The sequence below is a fragment of the Nocardia sp. NPDC057668 genome, assembly GCF_042799795.1.
In the GTDB taxonomy this organism is placed as follows: domain Bacteria; phylum Actinomycetota; class Actinomycetes; order Mycobacteriales; family Mycobacteriaceae; genus Nocardia.
The window spans coordinates 42744-68612 of the sequence record NZ_JBHVIC010000004.1 but is presented as its reverse complement, the minus strand read 5'-3'; the positions used below and the strand labels follow the sequence as shown (position 1 = coordinate 68612).

The window sequence follows — 25869 nt, the reverse complement described above, 5'->3', positions numbered from 1 at the left end:
GCCGCGGTGGACTCGCTCGCATTGCGACGGAAGGGAATCCAATGAAGACACGGCTCAACTGCCCCTGCGGCGAGTACATCCGGGGGACCGATGAGGAAGACCTCGTGACCAAGACTCGCGCGCACCTGGCCGAGGTGCATCCCACCCACGACTACTCACGCGAGGAAATTCTCTTCATCGCGTACTGAGCCGGTGCCGGCTGTCGGCATCTCTCATATTGCTTGGTGTTCAACGGTTTACGAGCAGTAGGCCGTGGCTTCACGGCGGGCGGATCATCGCTTCCACTGTCGGGCGGAAAACTGCGCACTAATCTGGAATGATGTCTGGAATGTGGTCCAGCTCATATGGTAGCGTCACCGCGTAGCCCACGAACGCTGCCCGCGCGGAGTTCGTTTCCTCGTCCACGTGGCGCCCGAGGCGGTCGGTGAAAATCCGATATCGCCGGTCGGGAACCTCGAAGTAGAACAGCGACGTCGGAATCCATGACACAGAGCAATGACGCTAATTCCCGGCTTCGGACGGTGCTCGAATCCGAATACGGCGACGCGATCGAACCACCGCCGAAACCGGCTGCGGTACTCCGGCGCAATTTCGCCGAAACCGTACTCTCGAGCGTGGCCACCCTCGGGCGCGCACTCCGAATCGGCGCGCACGCCATAGCGATCGGGGCCACCGATGCCGCTCGTGGCCGATTCCAAGTTCGCGAAACCCTCGTGCAGGCCTGGTTCCTGATCCGGGTCACCGCGGTGCCCAGCGTGCTCATGGCCATCCCGTTCGGTGTCATCGTCTCCGCGCAGGTCGGCAATATCGTCACCCAGCTCGGCGCCGACTCCATGATCGGCGCGGCCGGCGGGCTCGGGGTGATCAAACAGGGCGCGCCGATGGCCACGGCGATGCTGCTCGGCGGGGCCGGAGCCGCCGCCATCGCCGCCGATCTGGGCGCGCGCACCGTGCGCGAGGAGATCGACGCCATGCGTGTGATGGGCGTCGATCCCGTGCAGCGACTCGTGGTGCCGCGCATCGCGGCCATGATGCTGGTCGCGCCGCTGCTCAACATCCTCATCGTCTTCGTCGGCATCGCTTCGGGTTTCGCCGTCGCGGTCACCGCGCTCGAGGTGACCCCGGGCAGCTACTGGCAGTCCTTCGGTTCCTTCACCACCCCGATCGACGTGTGGGTGTCGCTCATCAAGGCCACGCTGTTCGGATTCCTGGTGGTGATCATCGCCTGTCAGCGCGGCCTCGAGGCCAAGGGCGGACCGCGCGGAGTCGCCGACGGCGTCAATGCCGCGGTCGTCATGTCGGTCGCGGCGGTTGTCGTGCTCAACACCGCGATCACCCAGGTGGTCACCATGTTCCTGCCCGTCAGGATGGCCTGATGGCCGCGCCGTACCGGCCCGCCGGACTGCGCTGGGCGATCCGCTTCGAGCGCCGCCTGCAACCCATGCGCCCGATTGACGCGCTCGGTTTCGTACTCGGCTTCTGCTGGCAGGTGCTGTCCTCGATCCCGTACACGCTGGTGCACTACCGCCGCCAGACGATCTCGGTCATCACCGATATGACCTGGGGCCGTGGCTCGATCATCGTCGGCGGCGGCGTCGTGCCGCTGATGCTGCTCATGGGCGCGGCGATGGGCGCATCGATCGGCATCGAGGCCTACAGCGCGCTCAATCTGCTGTCGCTGGGTCAGCTCAGCGGGCTCATTTCCGCGTTCGGCGTCACCCGCGAACTGGCGCCCATCGCGGCGGGCGTCGGCTTCGCCGCGCAGGCCGGCTGCCGCATGACCGCCGAGATCGGCTCGATGCGCATCTCGGAAGAGATCGACGCCCTGGAATCGCTCGGCATCCGGTCGGTTCCGTTCGTCGTCACCACCCGCGTCATCGCCGGAATCATCGCGGTGGCACCGGCTTTCGTGGTCGCGCTCATCCTGAGCTACTTCTCCTGCGAGGTGATCGTGACCGTCGTGCACGGCACCCCGTCAGGCACCTACGACCACTACTTCGACCAATTCGTGCTGGCCTGGGACGTGTTCGCCGCGACCGTCAAAGTCATGATCTTCGCGATCGCCGTCGTGCTGATCCATTGCTATCAGGGGTTTTTCGCCACCGGCGGTCCCGAGGGCGTCGGCATCGGGTCCGGGCGCGCCATTCGCGCGAGTCTGGTATCGATCATCGCCCTGGACATGGTCGCCACGATCCTGCTCTGGGGATTTCAATCCCCCATCACATTCACGGGGTGAGCCCATGCCCGAATACACCCTTCCCGGAACCGAAGTCGGGCCGCGTCGCGCCCGCATCCTGGGCATCTGCGCCGTCGCGATCGCACTGGTCGCGGGCGCGGCCTGGCGGGTGGCCCCGGAGTCCGCACCGGCGGACGGCATCGATGTCGCACTGGTCGTCGGCTACGTCGGCGAGGGGATCGGTCCCGGCACCGACGTCCGGCTCGACGGCGTCCGCGTCGGATCGGTCACCACGATCGAGTTCGCCCGCGCGGGCCAGCGCCGAATCGAGTTGAGCCTGCAGCGATCTCAGCTGTTCGGACTCACCACCGGACTCGCGGTCGACTACGTGCCGGGCAATCTGTTCGGCATCAGCGCGCTCGAACTGCATCCCGAGGGCGCCGGCGCGGCCCTGGAGGACGGCTCGACCGTCGACCTCACCGGGGGCAACGCCGATCGCCTGCGCGACGCGACCCTGGCGGCGCTGCTGAACTCCACGGGCGATCTCACCCAGCAGGTCCTGACCCCGCAGCTGACCGAACTGCTGCACAAATTCTCCCGGGATCTGGGCGCTTTCACCCCGCTGTTGCAGGCCATCGGCACCACCGCGCGCTCCTACGTCGAGACCGCGCAGCGGCCGTCCGCGGAGCTGTTCGACCGGTACGGCGCGGCCCTGGCCGGGGTGCCACCCATGGTCACCGGCGGACTGACCGTGCTGCACGCCAGCTACGCCAACGGCTATCTCAGCGAGGAGGAGCACATCGCCAAATTCGCGTACATGTGGCCGAGCGTGCAGAACGAACTGCTGCCCGCGGTGACAGCCCTGTTCGGCACGGCGCGACCGTATTTCGGCGGACTGCTGCCCGTGCTGACGATGGTGCTGGACAGAATCAGCGCCGCGGTTCCGGACCCGCAGGGGGCCGGGGCACAGTCGAGTGAACTGCTCGATCGGCTCGCCCGCGGATTCCGACCCGGCCCGGACGGACCGGTGCTGGACGTGCGGATCGATCTCGATCTCGATCTCGTGCCCGGTCTGGCCGCGCCGCTGGCCGCTGTGACGGGCCTGCCGAACCCGAACGAGGGACAGCCATGAGCACCCGTGCACTGTTCGTTCGCGTCCTGCTCGCGGTGGCGGCGATGGTCCTGGTTCTGGCGGGCGTGTTCACGCTGATCACCCGCCCGGTCGACGGCGAAACCGACACGCACACGGCCATGTTCGCCGACGCGAACGGACTGCGGCCCGGTGACGACGTGCGCCTGTACGGGGTGCAGGTCGGCAAGGTCGTCGCCGTCGAGTTGGCGGGCACCCTGGCCCGGGTGCGGTTCACCGTCGTCGCGGACCGCCCGCTGTTCACCAACACCAAGGTCGCTGTCCGCTATCAGAACCTCACCGGCTTCCGGTACCTCGAGATCGACCAGCCCGATCAACCCGGCGAACGTCGCAGCGCAGCAACCACATTCGGCGTCGATCAGACCATCTCGGCCTTCGACATCACCACGCTGTTCAACGGTTTGCAGCCGGTGCTGCGCGAGCTGTCCCCGGCGGATCTGAACCAGTTCACGACCAGCCTGCTCGCGGTCGTCGAAGGCAACGGCACCGGACTGGGTCCGGCGCTGGGGGCGATCGACAAACTGAGCCGGTACGCCTCGGACCGGCAAACCGTCCTGAGTACGTTGGTGGCCAACCTGTCCCGGGTCTCCGAGCACATCGGCGGGGACTCCGGCAACGCCGTCCGGCTCCTGGGCAGCCTCACCGACCTGTTCGTCGTCATCGCCGAGAAACTGCCCGGGCTGGTGAACTTCTCGAACCAGATTCCCCCGGTGCTGCAGCCGCTGCGCAGCATGCTGACCGTGCTCGGACTCACCGGCGCCCGCGACCGGGACCTGGACGCACTGCTCAAACAGGCGTTCCCGGACCCGTACGACGCGGTCGCGGTCTTCGACCGGATGCCCGGGCTGATCCAGTCGGTCACCGCGGCGCTGCCCCGGACCGGCCCGGATGCGCAACCGGGCTGCTCGCGCGGCAGCGCACAGGCTCCCGAGCCGCTCCGAATCCTGATCGCCGGCCAGAGGATCACGCTGTGCAACTCCTGAAATCTCGTGTCCGCCAGGGCGAACCACGCAATACCGACCTGCGCTGGGGGATCGGCGGCCTGTGCGCGGTCGTGCTGCTGGTGACCGGCATCGGCGTCGTCTATCTCACCGGCACCACCCCCGAGACCACCTACCGCGCCGAACTCACCCAGGCCGGGACCATCCGCCCGGGCGATGACGTGCGCATCGCGGGCATCCCGGTCGGGAAGGTGAAATCGCTGACCCTGCTCGCGGATCGGGTCGCCATGGAATTCACCGCGCGGCGCGAGACGTTCATCGGCGACCAGAGCGTTCTGGATATCCGCATGCTCACCGTGGTGGGCGGCTACTACCTCGCCGTCGAACCGGCGGGCACCAAATCTCTGGGCAACGGTGTCATCCCGCGCGAGCGCGTCGGCATCCCCTACAACCTCACCGCGGCGTTCCAGGACGCGGTGCGCCCGGTACGCGAGGTCGACGGCACCGTGCTGCGGCAGAACCTGGCCCAGCTCTCGAACTCACTGGACAAGAGCCCGGAATCGGTGCGGTCCGCGGTGCAGGCCGCCCAGGATCTGGTCGGTCTCCTCGACCGGCAGAACAGCGACATCTCCCGCACCCTGAACTTCGCCGACGAGTACCTCACCGCCATGCGCGAGAACTCCGATGTCCTCGCGCGCCTGGTGACCACGCTGGGCACGATGGTGAACATCATCCAGAACAACAAGACCCAGGTCGCGAACGCGCTCAACGACCTGGCGGCGGTGCTGCAGGATCTGGCGCCGCTGGGCACCGCCTGGGATCGCGGACTGAAGGAACGCGCGCAGCCGCTCGCCGACGCGATACCACCGCTCGAGCAGCTCGCCACTCGGCTGGGTGAGCTGATCGTGTCCCTGAAAGCCATGGGCGACAAGCTCTTACCGTTGCTGCCGCCCGAAGGCGGCATCTCGGTCGATCAATCCGCGGCGACCGTGGCGGGCATCTGCGTCCCGGTGCCGGGAGGTGTGTGTTGATGCTGAACAGGATCCTGGGCTCGCGCGCGTTGATGTCCGCCACGGTCGCACTCGTGGTGATCGCCGCGGGCGCCATCGCCCTGACCGCGGGCAACGAATCCCCGCCCACCCGTGCCTACTGCGCCGATATGCCCGACAGCATCGGGCTGTACGAAGGCAGCGCGGTCACCGTGCTGGGGGTGCGCGTCGGCGAGGTCACCGGCATCGACCTCGCCGGGACCGTGGCCCGGGTGCGGTTCACCGTCCGGGCCGATCGCACCCTGCCGCTGGATGTCGGCGCGGTCACCGTCAGCGACACCCTGCTCGCGGACCGCACCCTCACCCTGGTCGGGGACGAACCGGCGGGCGCGGGCTGGAACCCGGGGGAGTGCATCACCAAAACACTGACCCCCAAAAGCCTTTCGGAGACCTTCGACGCGCTGGCGCATCTCGCCGATCAGCTCGAAGGCGCCGGTGACCCCGCCGAGCAGGCCGCGCTGGGTGCGGGACTGACCGCGCTCGACCGGGCCACCAGCGGCACCGGCGACCAACTCAACGCGATCATCAACCAATTGGGAACGGCGCTGGCCGCGCCCGACGCCGCCATCGGCCACATCGGCGCACTCCTGGACGCCCTGGGCGAGCTCACCCGGCGGGCGCGCGCGGGCTGGTCGCAGGTGCGCGAAACGATCACCGGGCTGCCGCAGACCTTCAACGACATCAACCTCATCGCCTTCCCGCCGATCATCGATCTGGTCGACGGACTGAGCAAGACGCTGCCCCAGATCAACGATGTGATCGTGATGTTCGCCTCGCCCGCGCTGCGCGCGCTGGATTCGGTGGAGAACTTGGCCGGCCTCATCGCGTCCGGCGTCGGTTCGCTGCGTGAGCTCATCGCCATGGTCCCGGCGATCGCGGGCGGTTTCGGCTCGGCGAAGGACCCGGCGACCGGGCAGACGCGCATCGGCTACGCCGGGCCGAGCATCGCTCTCGCACAGCAGGATACGGTCGCGGTCTGCGCGGGGGTGCAGGCGATCACCGGGCAGCAGTGCCGGACGAATCCGAACGGAGCCATCACCGTGCCCCTGCTTCCCGCCCTGCTGAGCGCGGTGAGCGCACGATGAACCGGCGGATCGGCCGCCGGCTCGGCGCGGTGCTGGCCCTGCTGCTGACGCTCACCGCCTGCGGGTGGAAGCCGTCGGAGATCACCGTTCCCGGCTCCGGAGTCGACGGCCCGACCTACCCGCTGCGCATCGAATTCGCCGACGTGCTCAACCTGCCCCCTGGCGCGAAGGTGTTCGCCGACGGCGTGCGCGTCGGCGAACTCACCGCGCTGGATCTCGTCGACCCCGATCCCGCCGCCGCCACGATCGCGGGCCGGCGCGGATACGTGGTCGCGGAGGTCGCCGTGCGCACCTCGGTGCGCCTGCCCGCGGAGACCACGGCCGCACTGCGGCAGGAGACACCGCTGGGCGATGTGCACATCGCCTTGAGCGTGCCCGCTACCGCCGCGGGTTCGGTGCTCGAACCCGGGGCCACGATTCCACTCGCGCAGACCATCGCCGCGTTGCCGATCGAGGACATCTTCGCCGGACTCTCCGCGTTCGTGGGCAGCGGCGCGGTGACCGACATCCAGACCATCGTCACCACGATGAACGGTGTCATGCCCGAGAACCCCGCCGACACAGCGCGATTGGCCGGACTGCTCGGGGCGGACCTGATGGACATGGGGGAGAACCTGAACTCGGTCGACACCCTGCTGAACGGGCTCGCCGCCACCGGTGATCAGGGCCTGGTGCAGAACCTGCCGATGTTCGACGTCCTGCTGACCCCCTACGGCGTGCAGCACACCGTGGACACCATCAACGCCGAGATCGGGGTCATCTTCGTGCTGACCGCGCTCGGCCCGGTCGCACCCAGTCTGACCTGGCTCGCACCCGTCGTGCAATCGCTGGACGGCACCGCCCGGGCGGTCGTGCCCATGCTCTTCGGCGCGCACCCCCTGGACACCGATTCGCCCTCGACGATGAAGAAACTCGTCGACCTGATCCAGAACAAGATCATCCCCTTCGCCGAGCAGGGACCGAAGGTGAACCTGGCGGGGGTGAGCGGTGTGCCCGGCACGGGCTCGCCCGAGGAGCAGACCGGCCGGATCCTGGGCACCCTGCGCATGATCGGAGCGGTGCGATGAATGTTCGCGCGGTCGTGTCACTCTCGGCCATCGTCGCGGTCCTGGTCGCCGGGGTGGCGTACATGGCGTTCGGGGTGCTGCACGTCGACCCCCGGCGCGGCTACGTCGATGCCGAACTGCTGCTCGACGATTCGGGCGGACTCGGGCCCAACGCGCCGATCCTGCTGGCCGGGGTGCAGGTGGGGCGCACCGAATCCGTCAGCAAGGACGCCGCGGGCGTGCTGGTCCGGCTGCGGATCGAGGACCGCTACCGGATTCCGCTGTCCAGCACCGTACGGATCGAACAGCTCTCCGCACTCGGCGAACCCTACGTGCAGTTCTCACCTGCGACCGCGACCGCCCCGTATCTCGAAGACGGGCAACGGATTCCGGCTGATCGGGTACGCATGCCCATGACGATCACCGCGCTCTCGGCGAAACTCGTGCGATTGCTCGCACAGTTCGATCCGGCGGTCATCTCGAACCTGGTCGGCACCTTCGACCGGGCCTTCACCGGCACCGATCCCGCCGTGCAGACCCTGCAGCGCTCGACCTCGCTGCTGGCCGCGACCCTGCTCAGCCGGACCGGGCCGGTGCGGCAGCTCTTCGACGACATCCAGACCCTCGGTGGGGACATCGATTGGCTCGGGCCCTCGCTGGCCACCGCGGGACCCGAGTTCGGCGCGTTCGGCACCACGCTGAACAAGATCGTGGAGTCGGGTTCGGCGCTGGCCGAGAGCCGGCCGGTCTCGGCGTATTTCACCGGGGACGGGCTGGTTCCCTTCCTGCGGGAGGTGACCGAGCTGATCGCCCGCATCGGGCCCGATGCCGCGCAGCTGGGTCCGATGCTGCAGCCGGTGGTCGCCGACGCGGTTGGTCGCGTACCGGCGCTGGACATCGGCGCGCTGCTGGGACAGGCGCTGCAGAGCGTCGACGCCGACGGCACACTGCACTTTCGGCTCGGGGTCAAGTAATTGATGGGGCCACAGCACATTTCGGTGAGAGGACCACAGCGATGACAACACGGATAGACGCCGGCACCGGGACCGGTCCGGAGTCCGGGGCGGCCGAGACAGGTGCGGCTGCGACGGAGACCGGCACGGCGCCTGCGGTTTTGGCGAAGACCCCCAAGTCCCCTCCCGCGCCCGCGCCCGCCAACGGTCAGCGCTCGATTTCGATCTCCCTGTCGACCCTGCGGAACGCGGTCGCGCTGGTGCTGCCGCTGGTGGTGATCATCGTCCTGGGGATGCTCTACAACTCCGCGAGATCCGAACTGGCCGATCGTGATTCCCGGGCGGCCGACGAGCGGCACGCCGAGCAGGTCGCCACCGACTACGCGGTCGGGGCATCCACCATCGATTACCACGACACCAAAGCGTGGCTGACCCGCCTGAAAGCGGGCACCACCCCGCAGCTGTCCGCGAAGTTCGACGCCACCGCCCCGCAATTGGAGCAGATCCTGCTCCCGCTGCAGTGGACCTCCAAGGCCACCCCGCTCTCGGCCTCGATCCTCTCCGAAGCGGGCGGCATCTACAAGATCAATGCCTACCTCGAGGTCACCTCGACCAGCGCCCAGACCCCCGACGGCGCGACCACCACCGTGACCTACTCCCTGACCATCGATCGCAACGCCGCCTGGAAGATCACCGAGGTGGGCGGCCTGCAGAACGCTTTCCCCGCGAAATGACCACCGCGACACCGACCCTGCTGGTCCCGGTGGGCGACTCGAACTTCGAGGTGCACCGCGCGGGACCGGTTTCCACCGCGCAGCGCACGACGGCCCTGCTCCTGCACGGGTTCCCGCAGAGCGCCGCCTCCTGGCATGCGGTCGCCCAGCACCTGAGCGCGTTCGGGATCACCAGCTACGCCCCGAACCAGCGCGGCTACTCCGCCGGCGCCCGCCACCATCCGGTCGAGGCCTACCGCCTGAGCGAACTGGTGGCCGACGTCGTCGGCCTGTGCGATGCCCTCGCGCTCGACACCGTCCACCTCGTCGGCCACGACTGGGGCGCGATCGTCGCCTGGGCAACCGCCGCCCACCACCCCGACCGCGTGACATCCCTGACCGCGGTCTCGGTGCCGCACCCCGCGGCCTTCGCCCGGGCGATCGGCACCGACCCCGAACAACAGGAGATGTCGGCGTATCTGGGCCTCCTGGAACAGGACGGCACCGCCGACCTGCTGCTGACGAACGACGCCGCCGCCCTCCGCCTGGGTTACGGCGACGCACTCACCCGCGAAACCGCCGACGCCCACATCCGCCTGCTCTCCGAGCCCGGCGCGATGAGCGCCGCACTGAACTGGTACCGCGCCCGGGGCACCAGCTGGCACGAGGTACCCCCGGTGACGGTGCCCACGACCTTCGTCTGGGGCGCCGACGACATGGCGGTCTCCCGTTCGGCGGCCTACGGCTGCGCCGAACACGTCACCGCGCCTTATGAATTCGTGGAGCTGGCAGCAACAGGTCACTGGGTCCCGGAACAGGAGCCCGCCCGGCTCAGCACGGCGATCATCCACCGCATCGTGGGCTGAACCGAGGTCGAACGTGCACCGCGCCCGCGTCATTCGCGCTAGTGCGTGGTGCTCAGTTCGATCAGGAGCACGCCTGCCACGATCAGGGCTATGCCGGCGATCATGACCTTGGTGAGCGGTTCGGCGAACAGGACCCGGGACGCCAGCGCGGTGAGTGCGACGCCGGCCGCTGCCCAAATGCCGTAGGCGACACCGATTCCCATGCCCTGGGCCAGCGCCTGGGTGAGGAAGGTGAACGCGGCGACATAGCCCGCGGCGACGACGCCGTACCAGGACTTGTTCGCGTCCGCCTGGGAGGCCATCCGCAGGGACAGCGTCGCCGAGACCTCCGCGACAATCGCCGACGCCAGGAACAACCAGCCCATCAGTGCGCGCCTTCCTGCTCGGCGGGGGCGGGGTGCGAGCCCAGTTCGACGCACAGGACCCCGGCGATGACCAGGGCGATGCCCGCGACCATCGCGGCGGTGAGGGGGTCGCCGAACAGGACGGCGGCCAGCACCGCTGTCAACGCGACACCGCTGGCGCCCCAGATGCCGTAGGCGACACCGAGGGCCATGCCGGCCCGCAGGAGCAGGCTCAGCGCTATGAAAGCGCCGATGTATCCGGTGGCGACCAGGATGTACCAGCCCGGGTGATCGAGGGCGGCCCGCAGGGACAGGGTCGCGGTGACCTCGAGCCCGATCGCGGCCACCAGCAGTAACCATTTCCGCATCAGGGGTTCGTGCCTTTCAAGAGATCTCTGACGACCGCGAGCAGCGCCGCGCGTTCGTGTTCGGGAACGGGAAAGACGCCGGTCGCGGCGGCGGTCCAGTACCCGTCGGCCAGCAGCCGCGCCGCGGTGAGCCGGGCGCGCTGTGCCGCGGAGAGTTCGGGCGGGAGGGCGAGCCAGGGCTCGAATCGCGCGACCCAGGTCGTGGTGAGCGCCGGGTGGTAGACCGCGTCCGCGCAGATCGCGAAATCGGCGCGATCGAACGACCCGGTCAGCGCGACCTCGACGTAGCTGGCGATCCGCTGCGTCGCGCTCGCCTGCTGTGGCTCGCAGCCCAGATGATCGATCAGCTTGCGTTCCCAGCGGGCGGCGACATGGTCGACGACGCCGAGCATCAGGGCTTCCTTGGTCGGGAAGTGGTACATCAGACCGGGTTTGGTGAGGCCGACCTGTTTGGCGGCGGCATCGAGGGTGATGCTGCCGCCGTTCTCCACACGCAGGAGCTCGAGGGCTCCGTCGAGGATCTTGGCTCGCGCATTGGTAACCACGGATTTTACTTTACCATCCGGAAGGTAAAGTAAACAGGCGCGGACCGATCAGTCGGCGAGCGCGGCCAGCACGGCCGCGGTGTCGAGGTAGTACGGGCGGAACTCGGTGATCAAGCCGTCCCGGAAGCTGATCCATTGCAGCAGAGACGTATTCAGCGTTCGGCCCGTGCGTCGCGCGCGCAGCCGTCCGCGGGTGTGGACCACGATCCGATCGTCGGCGCTGAGGAACTGCTGCTCGTCGAACCACAGTCCATCCCAGCTCTCGCCCATGGCGGCGATGAACCGCCGAAAACCCTCGTGGCCGTGCCACTCGCCGCCGTAGGGAAGGCTGGGCGCCTGGTGCATGACGATGTCCGGGGCCAAGTGCGCGGCCATCCGTTCGAATTCGGCGCCCTCGGTGAGGTATTCGGCCTCGGCCAGGTAGAAGGCGTGCAGGGTGGTCATCGGATCGGCTGTCATTCCCCCGATCCTCACGGCCGCCCGTCGCACGTGCTGGCGGAAATGCGACGTTGCCGTTTCGAGGGCGGTGAGCAAAGGGGTTGACCTGAACAATTATTGAGGTTTCACTATGGGAGGCACACGAGAACCGCACCGCTTCTTCCACCGGAGGTCATCATGACAACCGCAGCCACCAACTCCGTTCGCAAAGTGTCCATCCCCGCCCTGAGCCGCCCGGTCGCCGTGCTGAGCGCCATTGCCGGGGCCGTAGTGGCGAACATGATCGTCTGGTTGCTCGGCGCGGCCGCGGGTGGATCATTCGAGACGACCACCGACGGAAAGGTCCAAAGTGTCGCGCCCGGCGGAATTCTCATGCTGACCGTCGTCCCGCTGCTGATCGGCCTCACCGCGGCGGCGCTGCTGTCGTACAAGTGGCCGGGGATCCTGCGCGTGGCGGCGGTGATCGGCTCGGTGCTGGCGGTCGGCACCATCGCCCTGACCATTGCCGCTGATTTCGACACCGCCTCGACCGTTGCCCTGGCGGTCACCCACCTGACCCTGGTGCCGGCGCTGGTGTTCGCCACCGAAGCGATGCGGCGCAAGCTGATTCGGTAATCGGCCTTCGGCAGGGCCCGCATCCCTCGGGATGCGGGCCCTGCGGTGTCTCTGCCCCGCGCGGCATGGTGCGCCACCGGTTGGAATCAGCTATGCGACATGGCCCGCCGGATTACGGGCAGATGGCGAACGAGTTTGGGGAGCAAGGCGATCGCCAGCAGCGTCAGTCCGAGCCAGGGGCGAATATGTGGCGTCAGGCGTTGTATCCGGCCGTGGGTATCCAGTTCGATCAGCATCGCGTCCCCGATTCGCACGCCCAGGACACGCGCTTCGGCGACCGCGACGGCAGTTCGGTCACCCCTGACCACGTGGCGCCAGGTGAAGCCGGTCAGCTCGGGAAGCAGAATCGAGAACAGCACGCGCAGATCATGATGGCCTCGAAAGATGGCGCGACCGGCCAGTGGCGACACCAGCTCCGCGTCGGTCGCGAGAGTCCCTAGCACGGCGTCGATGTCGCCGGCTTCGGTTGCCGCGCAGAACCGTGCGATCACATCGTCATCCACTGGAACTCCCTCGTCGGCACTTCTACTACACAGTGTAGTTCACGTGCGGCGGGTGCGTGGGGTCGAACCGGGCTTCCCGTTAGCGATTTCCGTTGCGGGTGATCGAAACACGAAGAATGCGTGCGGGTTCAGATCGAGTCGCGCGGAATCATCCTTTGGCGCGAGGCGGGAGGGTCAGGCAGAAAGGGTGGCCCGCGGGGTCGACGAGTACCCGCCAGCGATCGGGGGCCGGCTGGAAATCCGGCTTGCTCGCTCCGATCTCGATCGCCGCGTGTTCGGAGGCATCGAGATCGGACACGAACAGATCGAGGTGCATTTGCTTGGGCACCTCACCGCTCGGCCAGTCCGGCCGCCGATGTCCGGCCACCCGCTCGACCGTCAACATCATGTGCTCGCCCTGAAGCACGATCAAGTCGTCGGATTCGTAGTACAGGTCGAAACCCAGCAGCGCGCGGTAGAACGCGGCGAGTCCCTGCGGGTCGTCGCTGTCGAGCGCGATCGCTCCGAATCTGGCAATTGCGGTCATGGCTACCCCGAGGCTCCCGGCCTCCGCCTGGTGCCGGGCCGCTCCACGTCCATGGTTACCACAGGCGGCCCCGCCGACTCGGATGAAAGCTCTTCGGCCGCACCGCGACGCCTGCGGTGCGGCCTCATGCGATCCGGTAGAGCCTGCGCGCGAGGCCGGGTGGGAGGGGATAGACGCTCTCCCCGGGGAGCAGCGCCGAAGCCTTGTCATTTCGGCCCTGTGCGCGCAGGTCGGATATCTTGCGCACCCGCGGAGTCAGGTCCGTGATCTCGGTGACCCACTCGTCCACGAACCGCTGAATGATGTGCCGGCTCAACCCGACCTGGATCGACCGGGTATCGCGGCTCGCGCCGGTGAGCGTCCGCTCCGGGTCCCACTGCACGTTGACGGTCGCGTGCTTGATCTGCGCCTCCCAGTCGGCGCGGTCCCGATACACCCCGCGCTCGAAACCGGTGAGAACCGCTTGCGACAGAGCGGTCTCCCAGCCCTCGCGGGTGATCCGGACGGCAAGCACCCGCTCCTGACCGGGCTTACGTCCCCAGTTGCTGCGCTCCATCATCCACAGGAACGACGGCTTGATCCACGTCATCCGGTTGGTAGAAAACGGAGGCACGAACCGTTGCGCCGCCACCGCCGGATCCGCGATGGCGGGGGAGTACGCCTGGTAGACGACGATCGATTTCTGGTCGTAGTCGGCGCGTATTTCATGGATTTGCAAGGTGATTCCTGATGGTCAAAGGCAGGCCGTCATGCTGGAACGTTGTCCGATGCCTGCGGCGTTCCCTGGTGAAAGTGGAGCTTCCATCAGCCGCAGCTCGGTCGCTACCACCGAGGTGATCTCGGGATCTTCGCTCGTGAAACTCATGTGCCGAGCCTTCATGTCCGAAGGAGAAGGGGCAACACGTTTTCGGACGTCGGTCGGCCCTTCAACGCGTGCCGCATTAATCGGCTGGCTGCGCGATCGCCCGCTGCGGCAGGATGCTGTCGTGCGTCACGATCTTCACGGGCTGGCCGCGAACCCCGCGCTGCCGGCGGATCTGCTCGACCGGCTGATCGCGACCGCGGATTCCGACCTCGCCGAGGTGCTGGCCCGCCGCTCGGATCTGACGGGGACGCAGGTGGCGGCGCTCGCGCGCTTCGAACGGGCCGCCGCACGACTCGGGCGCGAGGGACGACTCACCGAATTTGATCAACCGCCTCGGCCTCGTGTCGCACTCGCGCTGCTAGAGGCGGGTTTCGGCCGGCCGGAGTGGGCGCGCGTACTGGCGGCCGATCCGTCGGCGCGCACCCGGGAGCAGCTCGCGGCCTGCCCGGCGCTACCACCCGACGTGACGCACACGCTGGCCTCCGATCCCGACGTCACGGTCGTCGCCGAGCTCGCCCAGTGGGCGACAAGCGATGTCGCCGCCCAGCTGGCGACGCATCCTCACGCGGAGGTCCGCCGTGCGGTGGCGACCAACGAGGCCACGCCCGGCCCGGTGCTGGCGGCACTGCTGACCGGCGACCGACTGCCTCCGGCGCGCTCCTGCGTGGTCTGCGATCAGGAGGCGATACCTTTCGTGCACGACCCGAACTGCCAACGACCCGACTGTGCACTGATGCCGGGCGCGGCCTGCGACGGATCCCACGAATCCACCGTGTACACGATCCAGCAGATGGCGCTGCGCAATCCGGCCACGCCGGCCGACGCGGTGGTGGCTTTCGCCGACCGCTGTCCGGGGCTGCACAACGGCGAGCTGGCGGCCCGCACCGATCTGCCGCGGCGCCTCTACGCCGAGCTGGCCGGGGACCCCGTCCCACTGGTCCGCGCGCAGCTCGCGGACAGTCCCGCCATCGACGAAAACCTCATCCGAGCACTGGCTTTCGACCGCGGTCACGATGTCCAGCGCCGACTGGCACACCATCCGCACCTGCCGCTCGACATCCTCGCCGACCTCGCCGCCGGCACCCGAATCGGCCCGACCCTGCTACCGCGCATCGCCTCGGCCACCACTGCCGAGGCCGAGGAACTGGCCGCGTCGGCGAACCCGAACCTGCGGATGCTCGTCGCCCAGCGACGCGATCTGCCGGCCGGGCTGCGCGACGCACTGGCTCGTGACGCGGACGCGAAGGTGCTCGCGTCCATCGCGCCGCACCCTGGACTGTCCGAAACCCGGCTGCGCGAGCTGGTGGCCGCGCACGGTGCCCGGGTCAGCGCGGCAGTCGCGGCGAATCCCGACGCCACCGCATCCCTGCTGGAGGAGCTGGCACGACAGCGCCCGCCGGTACTCAAGGCGTTGCGTGAGATCGCCCGCCACCCCCATGCCACCGCCGCGGCTCTGCACACATGCCTCACCGACTCCCGGGCCAGACGGTCGGCGGCAGGTCACCCTGCCCTGCCGCCCGCGACGATCGTCGAACTGCTCGACGATCAGGACTGGCAGGTCGTGCAGGCGGCGGCCGCCAATCCGGCACTGCCGCATGCCGCTATGTACGGGCTCGTGCCCTGAGTGAAGCTGCTTGGGTAACCGCTCGGCGCAGGCGTTCGGCACGATGCTCCCGGGGGTGGGACTCCGGTCGTGGCCTCCGAGCATCGCAGCGACCGGTCCGGTCGGCGGCGACGGCACGATCGAACCGACCGCGTCCCCGACTCGCGTCGCTCCGCGTTCAGCGCCGGTTGGGTGGGCGCGAGGGCACCCACACGTACCCGCCCATGCGCGCTCGGTGCGGAACCCGCCGCCGTTGACCGCCGCGTACGCGCAGTTCGTGGGCGGCCTGGTGGATCCGCTGGGACAGCTCGCTGACGTGGGTCGGCTCGGGATCGACGGTGGAGATGAAACCGCCTGCTCGCCAGCCGATCTCGTGCCCGTACGTGGCGTAGGGCGGGAGCGGCGCCGGGCCTTCGGCCGCGAGCGATCGGTCAGGTTCGATCGCGGCTACGGTGTCCGCGAATTCGGTCATCGCCTCCGCGACCTCGTCCACGCTGCCCGAGCGCGTGAACTGCAGTCGCGCCATCGCCGGCAGGCGGATTTCGATCACGCACTCGACACGGGTATCGGCACAGGGCACCGTTTCAGTGTGCCGCCGCCGGACCCACTCCGCCGTATCACGACTCGGCGTTTCGCACCTGCCGGTTGCCGGCGGACGCCGGTTTCTGGGTTGAATCGTGCTCAGTGGGTAGCACTGTTGGTGCTGGGGTGGGGTTCAACAGCGTAGCTTCACCCCGGCCCGAGGGGTCCTCACCCGTGGCCACCCGGCGGTCGCGGAACCGGACGACTACACGTGGACCATCCGGACTCGGTTGTGGTCTACGCGTCCGCCCAGGACGCGGGCAGCGATTGCCAGGAGACGGCGGCGACCTCGTGCAGGCGCTGGGCGGGTAGGCCCAGACGGCTCAGCTGGATCAGGCCCTGGGCGACCACGACGATATTGGCGCTGTGTGCCGATACCGCTGCGGCATCTTCGGTGAAATGGCCGGTGCGGCACAGACGTTCGGCGACGATCTGTTCCATCGCCGCGGTGGTGCGCGCGCCGATCGTGCGGATCTCGGGGATCCGGGTCGCGAGTTCGGCGACGCTGTTGATCATCAGGCAGCCGCGATGGTCGGGGTGGGCGGCGCAGTCGGCGATGACCGCCTCGAAGAGGGCGCGGACCGCGTCGCGGGCCGAGCCGGGCGCGCGGGACACGACATCGCGGACGAAGAGTGCGCGCTGCTCGCAGTACCGGTCGAAGGCCGCCAGGAACAGCCCGCGCTTGCTGGCGTAGGCCGAGTAGATGCTGCCGTTGCCGACACCGGTCGCGCGGGAGACGTCCTGCACCGACGTGTTGTCGAAACCCCGTGCCCAGAACAACTCCGTGGCGGCGTCGAGCAGCTCCGATTCGTCGAACTGTCGTGGCCGTCCCATGGGGGTCACCGTACCAATCGGCGTGCGCTGAACCACACCGCTTGTTCTGGAGCCGTGATTCCAGAACAATGGATGACATGGCCACCAACCTCACCGAGCAGCCCCGCCGGCGCGTGGGCATCCTGCTGTTCGACGGCGTCAAGATGCTCGACTTCGCCGGGCCCGCAGAGGTTTTCGTGGAGGCAAATCAGGCCGTGTCCGGATACGAGGTGGTTCTGGTCTCCGCCGACGGCAACAGCGTGCAGACCTCCATCGGTGCGCGGGTGGAGGTGGCCTGCGCGGCGGCAGACGCCGGACGGTTCGACACCGTCGTGATCCCGGGCAGCGAACTCCCGCCGTCGACCTTCGCGACGCCGGAGGTGCTAGCCGCGGCGCGGCGCCTGTCCTGGAACACCCGCCGACTCGCCTCGATCTGCAGCGGGGCCGCCATACTGGCCGAACTGGGCCTGCTGGACGGGCGGCGCGCGACCACGCACTGGAAGTTCGCCGCCGGGCTCGCACGGCGGTACCCGGCGGTCACGGTGGAACCGGACGCGATCTTCGTGCGGGACGGGAACCTGTACAGCTCGGCCGGTGTCGCGGCGGGTGTCGATCTCGCACTGGCGTTGGTGGAGGAGGACTTCGGGGCGGATGCCGCGCGCCGGGTCGCGCAATTGCTCGTGGTCTACATGCAGCGCTCGGGCGGGCAGTCGCAGTTCTCCGCGTCGCTGACCGGACCGGCTCCCCGCAGTCCACTCGTGCGCAAGGCCGTCGATCTGATCTGCGCGGATCCGGCGTTTCCCCATACCGTGCAGACGCTGGCCGATCACGCCTGCGTCAGCGTGCGGCATCTGGCCCGGCTGTTCCGCGCCGAACTCGAACGCACGCCCGCCGAATACCTCGCCTTCATTCGCTTCGGTGTCGCCAGGGACATGCTCCACGCCGGGAACAGCGTCACCGAGGCCGCCATGGCCGCGGGGTACGGCAGCGCCGAGGCGCTGCGGCGCGCATTCGTCGCCAGGCTGGGAATCTCGCCGCGCAAGTACCAGCAGCGTTTTCGGTCCACCGGGGCCACCACCGCGCCATATCCGGAACGCGCGCTCCCGGCCGCCGTGTCCTGATCGGAGGCTTTCACGGCCGCTGGAGAGGGGTGCGCGGTTGTTTGCCTGGAGGAAGCTGGATCGGGCGTACTTCATCCGTACAACAGCTTCGGAAGGAATTCAGATGGCAGGCAATCCGCTCGGGATCGCGCTCGAGCAGGCGGCGCAGGAATTCGTGGACGCGACCTCGCAGCCGCCCTTCCTTTATCAGCTGGACCCCGAGGAGGGGCGCAAGGCCGTTGACTCGGTGCAGGATTCGCCGATCGACAAGCCGGAGATCGACGAGGAGTGGATCACCATCGAGGGCGGTCCCACCGGCCGGGTGCGGGCGCGGATCGTGAAGCCGCGCGGTGCGGACGAGACCCTGCCCGTGATCGTCTACACGCACGGGGCGGGCTGGGTTTTCGGGGACGCGCACACCCACGACCGGCTGGTTCGTGACTTGGCCGTCGGGGCGGGCGCGGCCGTGGTGTTCCCGGAGTACGACCGCTCCCCGGAGGTGCGCTACCCGGTTGCCAACGAGCAGTCCTACCTTGTCGCCCAATGGGTTTCGACCGAGGGCGCGACCAAGGGCCTGGATTCCTCGCGGATCGCCATCGCGGGCGATTCGGTCGGCGGCAACATGGCGATCGCGCTGACCCTCATGGCCAAGGAACGCGGCGACCTGTCGTTCGTGCAGCAGGTGCTGTTCTACCCGGTCACCGACGCAAACTTCGACACCGAATCCTACCGGCAGTTCGCCGAGGGGTACTTCCTGACTCGCGAAGGCATGCGGTGGTTCTGGGACCAGTACACCACCAGTGCCGATGAGCGCGCCCAGATCACCGCGTCGCCGCTGCGGGCCACCACCGAGCAGCTGGCGGGCCTGCCGCCGGCCCTGGTGATCACCGGTGAGGCCGATGTCCTTCGCGACGAGGGTGAGGCCTACGCCGCGAAACTGCGCGCCGCCGGGGTTCCGGTGACGCAGGTGCGATACGGCGGCATCATCCACGATTTCGTCATGGTCAATTCGATGCACGACACCCACGCGGCGAAGGCCGCTGTCGCACAGGCTGTCTCGGTGCTCCGGGCCGCGCTGCACGAGTCCTGATCCCGCTCGCCCACACCAAGGAAGGTAGCCGTGAGCTCCGAAAACAATCCGACCATCGTGCTCGTACACGGAGCGTTCGCCGACTCGTCCAGCTGGAACGGGGTGGTGGCGAACCTGCGCGCGCAGGGGTACTCCGTTGTCGCCGCGGCCAATCCGTTGCGCGGGCTCGCTTCCGACGCCGCGTACGTCGGCTCGGTCGTAGACTCCATCGACGGTCCGGTAGTGCTGGCCGGTCATTCGTACGGCGGCAGTGTCATCACCGTCGCCGCGGCCGGTAAGACGAATGTGACCGCGCTGGTCTACATCGCGGCCTTCATCCCCGCCGAGGGTGAGAGCGCGCTCGAACTGACCGCCAAGTTCCCCGGTTCGACGCTCGGCCCGACCACGAGCCCGGCCCAGTTCCCGCTGCCCGGCGGCGATTCCGGCACCGAGCTCTACATCCGCCAGGACGAGTTCCCCGCCCAGTTCGCCGCCGACGTGGCGCCCGGGACCGCGGCGCTGATGGCCGCCACCCAACGCCCCGTCGCCCTGACGGCCCTGCAGGAACCCGCCGCCGCGGCCGCGTGGCGGAACATCCCCGCCTTCGCGCTGCTCACCACCGACGACAAGAACATCCCGGTCCAGGCCCAGCGTTTCATGGCAGAGCGGGCGTCGGCACAGGTCACCGAGGTCGCGGCCTCGCACGCGGTCAGCGTTTCGGCGCCGGACGCGGTGACCGAGGTCATCCTGTCGGCCGTGCAGAAGTAGCTTCCAGCAGGAGCAAGGACATCGCCAGGACCGCCCGACAACACAACCGGGCGGTCCCGTCGTCCGCACCGAGATACTCCGACCGGACGGGGAAGTGCAGACCAGCTGCGGTAAGCCTATGGCAGGGGACGACGGTCAACGTGTTGTCCCGCAGAGCATCTGGACCCAGTGAAGTTCGCGGGTGTAGCGGCCGCCGACCCGGGAACCTCCTATAGGCAGGTGACCGGGCAGGAGAGGTTTATGAGCCGAGCAGATTCGATGCAATTGCTGCGGGTGCAGGTCCTGACCGAGGCCCCGATCCCGATCGTGGTCGCCGCCGGTGAGGTGGATGTGCTGTCCGTTCCGCTGCTCGACGAAGCATTGCGGCAAGCCCTGGCCGGGGATCCCGCCACGATCGCGGTGGACCTGACCCGCGTGGTGTTCCTGGACTCGTCCGGCCTTGCGGTCCTGGCCCGCAGCGCGCGAGCCTGCCCACAGCCACCGCGCGTGGTGCCTTCCCCGCAGGCGCGGCGTCCGATCGAGACCACCGGCATGACCGTCATGCTGCGCTTGTTCGACACCCTGGCACAGGCGCTCGCCGTGTCCGTCGACGAGGGTCTGGAACCCGACGAGAAGGACGAGAGTGTCCGGCAGCCCGACGCGGGCCGGTCGCGGCGAGACGTCCGGTAGGTGCGGCATCGGTCAGAGATAGATGAGCAAGGGGAGCCTGGAGTGCTTGCTCCCGTACATCTCTTGGTTCGGACCGACCGGCTGCAACGGCAAGGCACGACCCTGGCGCCGGGCCGACCTCGCACCGGCGATCAGGTTCTCACGTCAGATCTGCGGTTTCGACCGGGAAGGTCAGCTCGCGGCGGAGCACCTTGCCGGTCGCGTTGCGGGGCAGGGGATCCGCGGTGATCAGCCAGTGGGCGGGCACCTTGAAGTAGGCCAGGTTGTTCGCGATGTGGTCGCGCAGCTCATCCGCGGTCACGGTCGCGGGATCGTCGACCACCACTATCGCCGCGACCTGCTGGCCCAGGTCCTCGTGGGGGACGCCGACCACGGCCGACTCACGGACCAACGGGTGTGCGTCCAGGATGTTTTCGATCTCCTGCGGGTAGACGTTCTCGCCGCCGCGCAGGATCAGGTCCGAGCGGCGGCCGGAGATGTAGAGCTTGCCTGCGCGCAGGGTGCCGAAGTCGCCCGTGCGGAGCCAGCGGTTCTCGTCGATCGCGGCCCCGGTGGCGAGGTCGTCGTTCCAGTAGCCGAGCATGACGTAGGGGCTGCGGAGACAGATCTCGCCTTCCTCGCCGTCGGGGACGGGCTTGCCGTCCGGATCGCGGATCTCCAGGGAGACACCGACAATCGCGCGGCCGACGGTCTCGTTGTCGGCGGCCAGCTCCGGCGGCGTCGCGACCGTTGCGGCGGTGCCGGCCTCGGTGCAGCCGTAGCTGGTGGTCAGACCCTGTAGCGCGACGGGGAAACCGGCGCGCAGGCGTTGCACCAGCGAGGGGGAGGCGGGCGCGGAATTGAGGGACAGTGCCGTCAGCGAGGACAGGTCGTACCGCGAAATATCAACGTCCAGCAGGCGACTGGCCAGGGTCGGCACCGCCGCCCAATTGGTGACCCGCTCGGATTCCACCAACCGCAGCAGGGACTCGCCGTCGTAATCGCCCGCGGCGGGGAAGACGATCGCGTCACCGGTGGCCAGGCGGGGGATCGCGATGTTGTGCAGGCTCGCGATGTGGAACAGCGGCATCGTGGCCAGGTGCCGGCGTCCGGCGGGGGAGCCGTCCCAATCCTGGCCGCGGAAGCGAGCGGCCAGCGCGTCGGTGAAACGGTGGTAATCAGCGACCGCGATCAGGTTGCGCTGGGAGTGCACCACGCCCTTCGGGCGGCCGGTGGTGCCGGAGGTGTACAGGATGATCGCAGGATCGTCCTCGGCAGACGCGGTCTCCGGGGTGCTCCCGGCGAATTCGGCGATCAGCGCGGGCAGGTCGTGCTCGATGGTGAGAACCGGTGTCGCCGTGCCGGTCTCCGCCAGCGCCGCCGCGCGCTTGGCGTCGGCGATCACCACCTTGGGCGCGGCGTGCTCGATCCCGTACTCGATCTCACGCGGCACCCACCACGCGTTGTATCCGACGGCGATCGCACCCAGCCGCTGCGCGGCCCAGAAGGACACCACCCACTCCGGCGCGTTGGCCGCCAGGATCCCGACCCGATCCCCTTTGCCGACGCCGAAGCGCTCGGCCAGCGCCGTTGCCAGCGCCCCGGCGGCGGCATGATGCTCGGCGAAGGTGTAGCGGGAGTGCGCCGACACCAGGTAGTCGAGATCGCCCAGCTCGCGGGAAGCCTCCAGCAGCTCGAGCAGCGATCCCCGGCGATGCGTGAACACCGGCTGCGGTGCGCCCAGCACCTGTTCGACCGTCATCTCGAACGGCCCACCCGGCCCGGTCAGTTGTGCGGACACCTGGGCGGCGAACGCCTGTAGCTCAGCAGCGTTGGTCATGAATCAGATCCTCGAATCCTTGTGCGCGAACGACCGCAGCTTGCCGGAGTGAGGGGGGTCACGGCCACTATTCGAGAGTGGCTCGGATCTCATTAAGAAATTGTGCTGAATAATCGAGACCAGCGGGACCGCTCTTGATCAGCCTTGTGAATCGCCGACCCGAGCGTGTCATTCATGTGCCGCAAATGCCACTCGTCATGAGTGCGTGAGCAGACATCATTGATCGAAAAAATGAGTCAATCACTGATTGAAGCGATGACTGAAGCGACGATGGAATCAGTGCAATCGGCGCGTCCCTCTCACGCCAGTCCGGTTGATCGACTCGGCTGGGGCGCGAAGTAGGTCTCGACCGCGTGGCGGAACCAGCGTTCGCGAGAGCGGAGCGCGCGGCGGCTCACCTCGGCCGTGGGGACGATGCGGTCGAAACCGTGCCAGCAGCCGGGGTAGACCTCGAAGTCGACGGGCACCCCGGCGGCGCGGAGTTTGGCGACGTAGGCGGTCGTCTCGTCGAGGAACGGTTCCAGATCGCCGACATAGGTGAAGGTCGGGGGCAGGCCGCGCAGGTCGGTGGCCCGGGCGGGGGCGGCGTAGATCGGCACCTCGTCGTCAGTGTGGCCGCGGCCCAGGTAGAGCCGCCAGGCCGAGCGCAGGGTCGTGCTGTCCAGCAGGGGCGCGTCGTTGTTCACCGCGGACGCGGTCGTCACCCGGTCGTCGAGCATCGGATAGATCGGCAGCTGGAACGCGACGCTGACCTCGCCGCGGTCGCGCGCCAGCAGGGTCAGGGCCGCGGTCAGGCCACCGCCCGCGCTCTCACCGCCCACCGCGATCTGATCGTCCCGCACCCCGAGGCGAGTCGCGTTGTCGCGCAACCACGTCAGGGTGTCGTAGCCGTCGTCCAGGGCCGCGGGGTAGGGAAGTTCGGTGCTCAGCCGGTAGTCGGGGGCGACGATCACGCAGCCGACGGCGGCGATCAGGCGGCGATAGAACGCGGCGTCCTGTTCGGGTGCGCCGAGGGCGTAGCCGCCGCCGTGCAGCCACAGCAGCCCGGTCGCGTTCTGCACCGGCGTCAGCGGGGAGTAGACCATCACCCGCAACCGTGATCCGTCGGCGCGCGGGATGTGGAACTCCCGGACCCGCATGCTGCGCGGCCGCCGCCGGTAGGCCACGGCCGTGACCCGCCCGAGCGCGAGACTGCCCCGGCGCAGGCGAGCATCACCGATCCGGGAAGCGGCGCGGCGCAACATGATTCCGGTCCGGCGCAACTGCGGATCGATCATGTCGGCGGTGATTCTCATGTCTGCCTCTCGGTGACTCGACGATGGCTACCCTGAGTATGGACGGTAGTACGGACAGCTGTACAGGCGTTCGGTCGGTATGCGTCACCCCGGTCGAGCAGGTGAATCCGTCCGCCGCTCTTGCGTCGGAACACTGTCGGAAATACTATCCGGACATATGTCCGTATAGCTGTCCGAGTTTGGTTCGAGATGCCCCGCGTGGCACTCGGCCGCCGTCGGCGCCCCGTCATCCGAATCGCTTCCTCGGTTCCGTACCTGTGAGGACATCCATGGCCTACGTGATCACCCAACGTTGCTGCAACGACGCCAGCTGCGTGGTTGAGTGCCCGGTCGACTGCATCCGCCCACGCCCGGACGAACCCGGGTTCGCGACCGCCGAACTGCTGCACATCGACCCGGACACCTGCATCGACTGCGGCGCGTGTGCGGAGGCGTGCCCGGTGGACGCGATCTTCGCCGCGGACGAACTCCCCGACGCCCTGACCCGGTACGCCGAGATCAACGCCGCCTACTTCGAGCACAATCCGCTCGAAACCACGATCACCGCGGCGCCCAATCCGCTGCGCCTGCCCCGCGAGGCAGCGCCGCTGCGGGTGGCGATCGTGGGCACCGGACCCGCGGCCTGCTATTCCGCCGAACAACTGCTCGGCCGCGGCCGGGTCGAAGTCGATCTGTTCGACAAGTCGCCCGCGCCCTGGGGCCTGGCCCGCTACGGCGTCGCACCCGATCACCCCGAAACCCGGGGCGTGATCGACCAATTCAACGCCGCCTTCAAACGCGACGCGATCCGCATGCATCTCAATGTCGACATCGGTCGCGACCTCACCCACGCCGAGCTGCTCGAGCACTTCCACGCGGTGATCTACGCGGTCGGCGCACCCGGCGACCGCCGGCTCGGCATCCCCGGCGAGGACCTGCCCGGAAGCCATTCCGCCACCGAGTTCGTGGCCTGGTACAACGGCCACCCCGACTGCGCCGACCGGAGATTCGAGCTGTCGGGCGAGCGCGCGGTCATCGTCGGCAACGGCAACGTCGCCCTGGATGTGGCCCGGGTGCTGACCGTGGATCCGGATCGGCTGGCGCGCACGGATATCGCCGACCACGCGCTGGAGGCCCTGCGGCACAGCGCGGTTCGCGAGGTCGTCCTGCTGGGCAGGCGCGGACTGGTGAACGCGGCCTTCACCGGACCCGAGTTCCTGGCGCTGGGTCAGCTCGACGGCGTGGACGTGGTCATCGATCCCGCCGACCTCGACGCCGAAGTCACCGCCGCGCTGGCCGATCCCGAGACCGACCCGGCGCTGCGGCTGAAACTGAACCTGGCCACCGAATACGCGGCCCGCCCGCGGACGAGCGGGAACAAACGCATCGTCTTCCGCTTCCGGGCCGTACCCCGCGAGGTGCTGGGCGAGCACTCCGCCACCGGGGTGCGCATCGAACGCAACGAATCTCCGGGCGCGACAGCAGATTCGCCGCCCGGCGAGAACCTCGATGCGCGACTGATCGTGCGCGCGGTCGGCTATCGCGGCGTCCCCGTGGCCGACGTGCCCTTCGATCCGGCTGCCGCGGTGATTCCCAATTGCCTGGGCCGGGTCGTGGATGCCCTGGGCGCGACCGTGCCCGGGGTCTACACCGCAGGCTGGATCAAACGCGGCCCGCGCGGGGTGATCGGTACCAATCGCAGTGACGCCGAGGAAACGGTGACCCAGCTGATCGCGGACTTCCTGGCGGGAGACCTGGATCGCCCGGTGCGCGAACGCGATTCGCTCGACGAGCTGCTCGCCGAGCGCTGCTCCGACCACGTCGATCGCGCGGGCTGGCTGACCGTGGACGCCGCCGAAAAGGCCGCCGGCGCAAGCGAACAGCGCCCCCGAGTCAAGTTCGTCCGGGCCCGGGACATGGTCGATCTGGCCCGCGGCGCGGTGGCGGCTCGATGAGCATTGTTATGGACGAGTGTCGGTGATAGTGTCC

General features: G+C 68.5%; 30 protein-coding genes. 18 read left to right on the top strand and 12 right to left on the bottom strand.

Going from position 1 to position 25869, the window contains the following annotated elements; all coding sequences use genetic code 11:
• Positions 1-41 precede the first annotated feature (41 nt).
• The 11 genes from ACFVBH_RS24295 to ACFVBH_RS24245 all read left to right on the top strand — a co-directional run bounded on the left by ACFVBH_RS24295 (position 42) and on the right by ACFVBH_RS24245 (position 9979).
• The gene (locus tag ACFVBH_RS24295; RefSeq protein WP_379004750.1) at positions 42-188 is read left to right on the top strand and encodes a DUF1059 domain-containing protein; all 147 of its coding nucleotides are present in this window, start codon (positions 42-44) and stop codon (positions 186-188) included.
• Between the two features lie 333 nt (positions 189-521).
• On the top strand, positions 522-1376 hold the full coding sequence (locus ACFVBH_RS24290; RefSeq protein WP_379004748.1) for an MlaE family ABC transporter permease: 855 nt from the start codon (positions 522-524) through the stop codon (positions 1374-1376).
• On the top strand, positions 1373-2236 hold the full coding sequence (locus ACFVBH_RS24285; protein WP_354985787.1) for an ABC transporter permease: 864 nt from the start codon (positions 1373-1375) through the stop codon (positions 2234-2236). The genes ACFVBH_RS24290 and ACFVBH_RS24285 overlap by 4 nt, the downstream gene beginning before the upstream one ends.
• 4 nt (positions 2237-2240) lie before the next feature.
• Positions 2241-3308: an MlaD family protein gene (locus tag ACFVBH_RS24280; RefSeq protein ID WP_379004746.1), complete on the top strand. Its 1068-nt coding sequence runs from the start codon at positions 2241-2243 to the stop codon at positions 3306-3308.
• Positions 3305-4309: an MlaD family protein gene (locus ACFVBH_RS24275; protein ID WP_379004744.1), complete on the top strand. Its 1005-nt coding sequence runs from the start codon at positions 3305-3307 to the stop codon at positions 4307-4309. Before ACFVBH_RS24280 ends, ACFVBH_RS24275 begins: the two co-directional genes overlap by 4 nt.
• Entirely contained in the window at positions 4297-5298 is a 1002-nt protein-coding gene (locus ACFVBH_RS24270; RefSeq protein ID WP_379004742.1) for an MlaD family protein, read from the top strand. Before ACFVBH_RS24275 ends, ACFVBH_RS24270 begins: the two co-directional genes overlap by 13 nt.
• Entirely contained in the window at positions 5298-6401 is a 1104-nt protein-coding gene (locus tag ACFVBH_RS24265; RefSeq protein WP_379004740.1) for an MlaD family protein, read from the top strand. Before ACFVBH_RS24270 ends, ACFVBH_RS24265 begins: the two co-directional genes overlap by 1 nt.
• On the top strand, positions 6398-7468 hold the full coding sequence (locus tag ACFVBH_RS24260; protein WP_379004738.1) for an MlaD family protein: 1071 nt from the start codon (positions 6398-6400) through the stop codon (positions 7466-7468). Before ACFVBH_RS24265 ends, ACFVBH_RS24260 begins: the two co-directional genes overlap by 4 nt.
• Positions 7465-8421 carry an MlaD family protein gene (locus ACFVBH_RS24255; protein ID WP_379004736.1) on the top strand — a complete coding sequence of 319 codons (957 nt, stop codon included), beginning with the start codon at positions 7465-7467 and terminating at the stop codon, positions 8419-8421. Before ACFVBH_RS24260 ends, ACFVBH_RS24255 begins: the two co-directional genes overlap by 4 nt.
• A 41-nt stretch (positions 8422-8462) precedes the next feature.
• Positions 8463-9134, top strand: a complete 672-nt coding sequence (locus tag ACFVBH_RS24250) for a hypothetical protein (protein WP_379004734.1) — start codon at positions 8463-8465, stop codon at positions 9132-9134.
• Entirely contained in the window at positions 9131-9979 is an 849-nt protein-coding gene (locus ACFVBH_RS24245; RefSeq protein WP_379004732.1) for an alpha/beta fold hydrolase, read from the top strand. The genes ACFVBH_RS24250 and ACFVBH_RS24245 overlap by 4 nt, the downstream gene beginning before the upstream one ends.
• A 38-nt stretch (positions 9980-10017) precedes the next feature.
• Here ACFVBH_RS24245 and ACFVBH_RS24240 read toward each other — a convergent pair whose 3' ends face one another.
• The 4 genes from ACFVBH_RS24240 to ACFVBH_RS24225 are packed head-to-tail and all read right to left on the bottom strand — an operon-like array spanning position 10018 to position 11695.
• On the bottom strand, positions 10018-10344 hold the full coding sequence (locus tag ACFVBH_RS24240; protein ID WP_379004730.1) for a DMT family transporter: 327 nt from the start codon (positions 10342-10344) through the stop codon (positions 10018-10020).
• Positions 10344-10691 carry a DMT family transporter gene (locus tag ACFVBH_RS24235; RefSeq protein ID WP_379004728.1) on the bottom strand — a complete coding sequence of 116 codons (348 nt, stop codon included), beginning with the start codon at positions 10689-10691 and terminating at the stop codon, positions 10344-10346. Before ACFVBH_RS24235 ends, ACFVBH_RS24240 begins: the two co-directional genes overlap by 1 nt.
• Positions 10691-11236, bottom strand: coding sequence for a TetR/AcrR family transcriptional regulator (locus ACFVBH_RS24230; protein WP_379004725.1), 546 nt, complete (start codon positions 11234-11236; stop codon positions 10691-10693). Before ACFVBH_RS24230 ends, ACFVBH_RS24235 begins: the two co-directional genes overlap by 1 nt.
• 48 nt (positions 11237-11284) lie before the next feature.
• Positions 11285-11695 carry a nuclear transport factor 2 family protein gene (locus ACFVBH_RS24225; protein ID WP_379004723.1) on the bottom strand — a complete coding sequence of 137 codons (411 nt, stop codon included), beginning with the start codon at positions 11693-11695 and terminating at the stop codon, positions 11285-11287.
• A 156-nt stretch (positions 11696-11851) separates the two neighbouring features.
• Here ACFVBH_RS24225 and ACFVBH_RS24220 point away from each other — a divergent pair, with 156 nt between their 5' ends.
• Positions 11852-12289 carry a DUF6069 family protein gene (locus tag ACFVBH_RS24220; protein ID WP_379004720.1) on the top strand — a complete coding sequence of 146 codons (438 nt, stop codon included), beginning with the start codon at positions 11852-11854 and terminating at the stop codon, positions 12287-12289.
• A gap of 86 nt (positions 12290-12375) precedes the next feature.
• Here the strand turns inward: ACFVBH_RS24220 and ACFVBH_RS24215 are convergent, their stop codons facing one another.
• The 4 genes from ACFVBH_RS24215 to ACFVBH_RS24200 all read right to left on the bottom strand — a co-directional run bounded on the left by ACFVBH_RS24215 (position 12376) and on the right by ACFVBH_RS24200 (position 14183).
• Positions 12376-12792, bottom strand: a complete 417-nt coding sequence (locus tag ACFVBH_RS24215) for a nuclear transport factor 2 family protein (protein WP_379004718.1) — start codon at positions 12790-12792, stop codon at positions 12376-12378.
• 148 nt (positions 12793-12940) lie between these two features.
• A complete protein-coding gene (locus ACFVBH_RS24210) occupies positions 12941-13318 on the bottom strand; it encodes a VOC family protein (protein WP_354985689.1) in 378 nt (125 codons plus the stop codon).
• A 124-nt stretch (positions 13319-13442) separates the two neighbouring features.
• Positions 13443-14036, bottom strand: a complete 594-nt coding sequence (locus ACFVBH_RS24205; RefSeq protein WP_379004716.1) for a DUF4291 domain-containing protein — start codon at positions 14034-14036, stop codon at positions 13443-13445.
• A 15-nt stretch (positions 14037-14051) separates the two neighbouring features.
• Positions 14052-14183: a hypothetical protein gene (locus ACFVBH_RS24200; RefSeq protein WP_379004714.1), complete on the bottom strand. Its 132-nt coding sequence runs from the start codon at positions 14181-14183 to the stop codon at positions 14052-14054.
• A 121-nt stretch (positions 14184-14304) separates the two neighbouring features.
• Here ACFVBH_RS24200 and ACFVBH_RS24195 point away from each other — a divergent pair, with 121 nt between their 5' ends.
• Positions 14305-15807, top strand: a complete 1503-nt coding sequence (locus tag ACFVBH_RS24195) for a hypothetical protein (RefSeq protein ID WP_379004712.1) — start codon at positions 14305-14307, stop codon at positions 15805-15807.
• 157 nt (positions 15808-15964) lie between these two features.
• Here ACFVBH_RS24195 and ACFVBH_RS24190 read toward each other — a convergent pair whose 3' ends face one another.
• Both ACFVBH_RS24190 and ACFVBH_RS24185 read right to left on the bottom strand, forming a co-directional pair.
• Complete coding sequence (locus ACFVBH_RS24190) at positions 15965-16366, bottom strand: hypothetical protein (RefSeq protein WP_354985683.1); 402 nt, start codon at positions 16364-16366, stop codon at positions 15965-15967.
• A 239-nt stretch (positions 16367-16605) separates the two neighbouring features.
• A complete protein-coding gene (locus ACFVBH_RS24185; RefSeq protein WP_379004709.1) occupies positions 16606-17202 on the bottom strand; it encodes a TetR/AcrR family transcriptional regulator in 597 nt (198 codons plus the stop codon).
• A gap of 77 nt (positions 17203-17279) precedes the next feature.
• Here ACFVBH_RS24185 and ACFVBH_RS24180 point away from each other — a divergent pair, with 77 nt between their 5' ends.
• The 4 genes from ACFVBH_RS24180 (at position 17280) to ACFVBH_RS24165 (ending at position 20787) form a co-directional block, all read left to right on the top strand.
• Positions 17280-18302 (top strand): GlxA family transcriptional regulator, encoded by a 1023-nt coding sequence (locus ACFVBH_RS24180; RefSeq protein ID WP_379004707.1) that lies wholly within the window; start codon positions 17280-17282, stop codon positions 18300-18302.
• A gap of 103 nt (positions 18303-18405) precedes the next feature.
• The gene (locus tag ACFVBH_RS24175; RefSeq protein WP_379004705.1) at positions 18406-19371 is read left to right on the top strand and encodes an alpha/beta hydrolase; all 966 of its coding nucleotides are present in this window, start codon (positions 18406-18408) and stop codon (positions 19369-19371) included.
• Between the two features lie 30 nt (positions 19372-19401).
• On the top strand, positions 19402-20118 hold the full coding sequence (locus tag ACFVBH_RS24170; RefSeq protein ID WP_379004703.1) for an alpha/beta fold hydrolase: 717 nt from the start codon (positions 19402-19404) through the stop codon (positions 20116-20118).
• Positions 20119-20358: 240 nt separating this feature from the next.
• Positions 20359-20787, top strand: coding sequence for an STAS domain-containing protein (locus ACFVBH_RS24165; protein ID WP_379004701.1), 429 nt, complete (start codon positions 20359-20361; stop codon positions 20785-20787).
• Between the two features lie 139 nt (positions 20788-20926).
• Here the strand turns inward: ACFVBH_RS24165 and ACFVBH_RS24160 are convergent, their stop codons facing one another.
• A complete protein-coding gene (locus tag ACFVBH_RS24160) occupies positions 20927-22606 on the bottom strand; it encodes a class I adenylate-forming enzyme family protein (RefSeq protein WP_379004699.1) in 1680 nt (559 codons plus the stop codon).
• A gap of 299 nt (positions 22607-22905) precedes the next feature.
• Positions 22906-23901 (bottom strand): alpha/beta hydrolase, encoded by a 996-nt coding sequence (locus ACFVBH_RS24155; protein ID WP_379004697.1) that lies wholly within the window; start codon positions 23899-23901, stop codon positions 22906-22908.
• Positions 23902-24170: 269 nt separating this feature from the next.
• Between ACFVBH_RS24155 and ACFVBH_RS24150 the strand changes: the two genes are divergently transcribed.
• Complete coding sequence (locus tag ACFVBH_RS24150; protein WP_379004695.1) at positions 24171-25835, top strand: 4Fe-4S binding protein; 1665 nt, start codon at positions 24171-24173, stop codon at positions 25833-25835.
• Positions 25836-25869: the final 34 nt, after the last annotated feature.

Bases quoted from the DNA above. Each gene is read 5' to 3' on its own strand.
- ACFVBH_RS24180 (WP_379004707.1), top strand. From the start codon at position 17,280: ATGGCCACCAACCTCACCGAGCAGCCCCGCCGGCGCGTGGGCATCCTG.
- ACFVBH_RS24175 (WP_379004705.1), top strand. From the start codon at position 18,406: ATGGCAGGCAATCCGCTCGGGATCGCGCTCGAGCAGGCGGCGCAGGAA.
- ACFVBH_RS24295 (WP_379004750.1), top strand. From the start codon at position 42: ATGAAGACACGGCTCAACTGCCCCTGCGGCGAGTACATCCGGGGGACC.
- ACFVBH_RS24210 (WP_354985689.1), bottom strand. From the start codon at position 13,318: ATGACCGCAATTGCCAGATTCGGAGCGATCGCGCTCGACAGCGACGAC.
- ACFVBH_RS24150 (WP_379004695.1), top strand. From the start codon at position 24,171: ATGGCCTACGTGATCACCCAACGTTGCTGCAACGACGCCAGCTGCGTG.
- ACFVBH_RS24185 (WP_379004709.1), bottom strand. From the start codon at position 17,202: ATGGGACGGCCACGACAGTTCGACGAATCGGAGCTGCTCGACGCCGCC.
- ACFVBH_RS24275 (WP_379004744.1), top strand. From the start codon at position 3,305: ATGAGCACCCGTGCACTGTTCGTTCGCGTCCTGCTCGCGGTGGCGGCG.
- ACFVBH_RS24165 (WP_379004701.1), top strand. From the start codon at position 20,359: ATGAGCCGAGCAGATTCGATGCAATTGCTGCGGGTGCAGGTCCTGACC.
- ACFVBH_RS24160 (WP_379004699.1), bottom strand. From the start codon at position 22,606: ATGACCAACGCTGCTGAGCTACAGGCGTTCGCCGCCCAGGTGTCCGCA.
- ACFVBH_RS24200 (WP_379004714.1), bottom strand. From the start codon at position 14,183: ATGAGTTTCACGAGCGAAGATCCCGAGATCACCTCGGTGGTAGCGACC.
- ACFVBH_RS24220 (WP_379004720.1), top strand. From the start codon at position 11,852: ATGACAACCGCAGCCACCAACTCCGTTCGCAAAGTGTCCATCCCCGCC.
- ACFVBH_RS24255 (WP_379004736.1), top strand. From the start codon at position 7,465: ATGAATGTTCGCGCGGTCGTGTCACTCTCGGCCATCGTCGCGGTCCTG.
- ACFVBH_RS24250 (WP_379004734.1), top strand. From the start codon at position 8,463: ATGACAACACGGATAGACGCCGGCACCGGGACCGGTCCGGAGTCCGGG.
- ACFVBH_RS24240 (WP_379004730.1), bottom strand. From the start codon at position 10,344: ATGGGCTGGTTGTTCCTGGCGTCGGCGATTGTCGCGGAGGTCTCGGCG.
- ACFVBH_RS24225 (WP_379004723.1), bottom strand. From the start codon at position 11,695: ATGACAGCCGATCCGATGACCACCCTGCACGCCTTCTACCTGGCCGAG.
- ACFVBH_RS24235 (WP_379004728.1), bottom strand. From the start codon at position 10,691: ATGCGGAAATGGTTACTGCTGGTGGCCGCGATCGGGCTCGAGGTCACC.
- ACFVBH_RS24260 (WP_379004738.1), top strand. From the start codon at position 6,398: ATGAACCGGCGGATCGGCCGCCGGCTCGGCGCGGTGCTGGCCCTGCTG.
- ACFVBH_RS24280 (WP_379004746.1), top strand. From the start codon at position 2,241: ATGCCCGAATACACCCTTCCCGGAACCGAAGTCGGGCCGCGTCGCGCC.
- ACFVBH_RS24245 (WP_379004732.1), top strand. From the start codon at position 9,131: ATGACCACCGCGACACCGACCCTGCTGGTCCCGGTGGGCGACTCGAAC.
- ACFVBH_RS24155 (WP_379004697.1), bottom strand. From the start codon at position 23,901: ATGAGAATCACCGCCGACATGATCGATCCGCAGTTGCGCCGGACCGGA.
- ACFVBH_RS24265 (WP_379004740.1), top strand. From the start codon at position 5,298: ATGCTGAACAGGATCCTGGGCTCGCGCGCGTTGATGTCCGCCACGGTC.